This window comes from Candidatus Glassbacteria bacterium, from assembly GCA_019456185.1.
Taxonomy (GTDB): Bacteria; Gemmatimonadota; Glassbacteria; order GWA2-58-10; family GWA2-58-10; genus JAJRTS01.
In genome coordinates, this window is record VRUH01000108.1 from 1 (window position 1) to 4,512 (window position 4,512).

Annotated in this window: 1 protein-coding gene; it reads right to left on the reverse strand. The window is 59.5% G+C overall.

Annotated features, from left to right (window positions below):
- Nucleotides 1-662: 662 nt before the first annotated feature.
- A complete protein-coding gene (locus FVQ81_18075; protein ID MBW7998440.1) occupies nt 663-4,166 on the reverse strand; it encodes a class I SAM-dependent DNA methyltransferase in 3,504 nt (1,167 codons plus the stop codon).
- Nucleotides 4,167-4,512 lie beyond the last annotated feature (346 nt).

Sequence of the window (4,512 nt, forward strand, 5' to 3'; positions counted from 1 at the left end):
GAGGACTACGCCCGGACCCGCCAGCGCGCGGCCTGGGAACAGGTCCGCAACTACCCCTTCGACCGCCTGATGATCGAGAAGTTCTCCCACCTGTTCGACGAGGACAACCTGCTGCAACGCGACGACAGCGTTTCGCGGCGCATCATGCCCGGCTTCCTGATGGCGATGAACATGATGCTGGGCCCGGAGGCGGTCGAGGAATACCAGGAACGGTGCCGGCGGACCGTCAAGAGGATCCGGGGCGACCGCGACCAAGACTTCGACTGGGCCGAGGTCCATGCCGACGCGGAGGCCAAGGTGGTGACCCTGGACGCCCAGGTCGCCATCGCCTTCCACTTCGAGGACCTGGAAAGGCGCGCCGCCTGGTTTATCGAACTGATCAACGCCCACCTGCCCCCGGTGGCCAGCGGCCGCAACCCCGACGAGGCCGTGTGGCGGTTCAACGAAGCCTCCTTCCGCCGCTTCCTCGGCGCCCTGCTGGCCGAACTCAAGGAGACCCTGTCCAGCGAGGGCGGCCGGATGCGGATCTCGCGGCGCCACGGAGTCGACGCCTGCGTGGCCCTCGCCGACATCATCAAGCGGATCGAATCCTATACCGCCTGAGCCCGGCGAAATGCTCCCAGCACCTGACGTGGCCTGATACCAGCGTCACCAACTTTTGACTATTCAGACAAGATATAGCAGTCGTTGATTTTTACGGCCTGACCAAGGAGGGCCAAGGTGGAGAGAAGTTCTTCTACCTTCTTTTCCACCTTCTTGCCCTGGCGGAAATACCGGGCGAGATCGAGAGCGGTAATAGGGGCTTCCTGTTTTTCCAGCACGGCGCGGATGGCGGCAACCTGTTCCGGCAGAGCCCGAGGAAGCGAGGTCTTTTTGACCCCTTTTTCCGCCACTACGAGATCGGCCATCAACTGCTCTGCCTTCGGCGCGGCCTTTTCCACTTCCTTCGGCGCCTGGAACTCGGGACGCAGCCAGCGGACCTTGCTTTTCTTCTCCTCCTCGGCGCGTTCGTGGTTGAGGGCGACGAGGCGTTCGAGGATGCCCTCGTCCGATAGATCGAAGGACCAGCCGTAGGCCTCCGCAACCGCCTTGTCCAAATCGTCATGAATTCGACGCAACACCCCAACCAGTCCGGCGTCATAGACATCCTTTTCGGCCTCGCTCAAGGTCTCTCCGGTCCTCACCTTCTCCATAACGTTATAGAGGCCGGTCATGGTCAGCTGCTTGTGGTCCTCCAGCACCTTCTTGCGGTGCGCATCCAAACGCTCGCCGAGTGAGCGGATTCGCGTTCTCAGTTCTTCGGGTGGTTCGGGGAGCGGGAAGGGATCGAAGCAAGAGGTTTTTACGTAGACTGGATCATTACCAACCCCCAAACGACCTCCAGCGGCTAATGCCCAGGCCACGTGGATACGAGACGACAAAACACCCAGGTGAAATGCATCGTCTATACCGATATTGACTAGCTTGTTATCTGGCCGGATCGAGGCGTCGAGGAACTGAAAAAAACGGTGCTTGGAGGTTTCGACCGTGGCGATGTAGCGCGGGAGGCCTTTGAGAAAGTGGCGTAAATCTGTATGACGTCGGCCAAACCACCACCAATATTCACGCCTGAATCTCTCTCGATTTTGTTCTCGCTCCGGCTTCACTCGATCCGCCACCCACTGATAGACAGCGGGGAAGCTATCAAGGACCTCGGATTCGGTAAGGGGAAACAGGTCGATGACCATCACCCCGCGCGGGCGAGCAGCCAAATCCCTACCGTTGCGATAATGGAGAATGTGCTCATCCAGCCCCGGAACCTTACCCAGCCCCAACCCCGCCGCTTCCTGGGGCGTGACTATAAAACCGGCGCCATGAAGTTTAACGCCAGGGCTGCAAAGTTTTTCGTTGGCGCGAAGCGGTTTGCTCGAAGTCACGTCGGCGCCGATCCGCAGGTCCGGCGCGACTTTCCCGCGTCGCTCCTTCAATGTCACCCCCGGAGAATCGCTATTGAGGTCTGATTCCCCGATCACCAATTTTAGCGCGCCGCTCTTTGCGCCCGCCACGCCAACGGTCATGGCGATACGCACGGCGGATTTGTCGGCGGATTTCATCCACGGGTGATCGGGGATGGCCATGGCAAGAGACAAGGGTTTTCTGGCGTTCAAGTGATGTTCGATCACACGACGGGAGAATTTTTGGGTAACGGAATTTGTGGTGATCAGGCCAAAGCGGCGAGCTTTCTTGGCGCGAACAGTCTCCGCCGCCTTGTCCCAAAAATGCATAACGAAATCGGCTCCACCCGGGATATGATTTCGGCAAGACCAGCAGGCTTCGGCATAACCGTCCCCCAATTCGCGGCGCATGTCCTTGCCGCCGATGAACGGCGGGTTGCCTACGATGAAATCGGCTTGGGGCCAGGTGGCAGGGCGTGGGTTGAGGTAGGTTCGAAGCTCGGTTCGGGCTTCTTCATCTGGAATTTCCTCGCCCGTAATAGGGTGCAATTTGTAGGTCACGCCGTCCCAGCGGGTGACGGGCCGACCGCTCTCGTCGCGCAGCACGTCCCATTTGTCATATTGGATAATGGCGTCCTGTTCGCGGATGTTGGCGAAGTTCTTGAGTACCGGTTCGGCAGGCATGGTCTTGCCGCGTGTACGGAAATGCCACTGCAAATACCCGATCCAGAGAACCAGTTCGGCGATGGCCACGGCGCGGGGATTGATCTCCAGGCCCAGGAACTGGTGAGGGTCCACAGTGTGGCGGTCCAGTTCCAAGTTGGCCTGGGTAACGCCTAGGTCGGCGAGTGCCTCGATGACTTCGCCTTCCAGGCGCTTCATCAACTCCAGCGACACATAGAGGAAGTTGCCGGTGCCGCAGGCGGGATCGAGAACCCGAGTCTCGCAAAGTGTCCGGTGGAAATCCTTGACCAACTTGCGGGCTTCTGCCGCCTTTCCAGCCTCGGCCAATTGCGCGGCGGCCGCCTGTACGTCGCGCCAATCGGCTCTTAGCGGTTCGATAACGGTCTCCACCACCAAGCGCTCCACATAGACCCGTGGCGTGTAATGAGCACCGAGCTTGTGCCGTTCGCCGGGATCGAGGGCGTTTTCGAGAAGGGTTCCGAAGATAGCGGGTTCAACGTCCTTCCAATCTCGAATGGCGGCGATGGTCAAAAGGTCCAAGTCCTCCTCGGTGATTTTCAGGGCGGTCGAGTTCTTGAAGAGACCACCGTTGAAACGGGCAACATCCTCCATCAGTTCGGTTGAATAGCCGCCCTGGTTCATGGCCTGCCAAAGGTGTTGAAGCGCGAAATGCAGCTTGTCGGCGCGTCCTTTGTAATCCTTGAGCAGCTTGGTGAAGCAATCGCGCTTCAGCAGCCCCACGTCCTCGGCGAACATGGTGAAGAGGCAACGCATAAGGAACAGCGCCACCTTTCCCGCGATGTCCCGTTTGTCGCCGATCAGGTCGCCGGGGCGTTGCTTGTCGGGCAGCGCCCTGATCATTCGGGTTTCCAGGGATTTGGAGAGCTTGGCGAGCAATTCGGCGATCTCGCGGGTTACCTCCGCCGTGCGCCGGGCCGGGTTCAAGACTTGCGGATCGGTCCAGACATGATGCAGGCGCTCGCGCACCGTCTCGTCGCGCAGGTCCTCAAGATAGATGCGAAAGGACTGACGATCCGGGAATTGGGCGTAATGTTTTCCTTGCAAAGAGAAATCGGCGTAAAGCTCGATTACATGCCCCACATCGACGATCACCAGAAACGGCGGCCACCCCTCTTCGGAAGGAAGGCTTTTGGCGTACCGTTCTGCCTGCTCGCGGGCGTTGCGCATCAGGGTATCCCATTGACCGCTCCCCCGCCTGCCTTGCTGTCCTGTTTGCTCTCCAACGCCGAGGGAAAGCTGTCTGGCCTCCATAGCTAAACGCTCGCGCTTGCGGCTTTGCTTGGCCTCCAGGACAAAACAGTCCCGCTTGTAGAGGTCGATGAAATTGGACGGTTCCGGTCCCTCGATTCGCCGCGCGGTAACGGTGCGCTCATAGCAATAGTCGTCGCCGCCCTCGGCTCCCGGCTTTTCGACGCCGATAAGATCGCAGAGCTCGTTTAGGAAGACCTGATAGTAGGTGCGTTCCTTGCCGCTGACCTTCCCCCAGCGGTCGATAAACGCCTCTATCTGCTTGTTCCCCTCACTCATGTGCTTTGGGCGCCCCTAGTCTTCCATCGCCTCGGCCCAGATGTTGCAAAGGCGACGTCCTTTATATTCCTAGTAGTCCCAGCCGCTAACGTCGGTCCATTCGTAACCCATTCGTTACACGATGGTAAGGGCGGAACGTGAAAGGCTGGTTACCTCTCCTTCGAAGTCGACTTTCTTTTCATCGACAACCTTGCCGGTGATTTCCGGGTCCTTACGGAAGGTGAGGATTTCTCCGGGCTCGATCCCGAGCGCCCCCAGTGAAGACGCGGTCCGCCGCTTCCTCGGCGCCCTGCTGGCCGAACTCAAGGAGACCCTGTCCAGCGAGGGCGGCCGGATGCGGATCTCG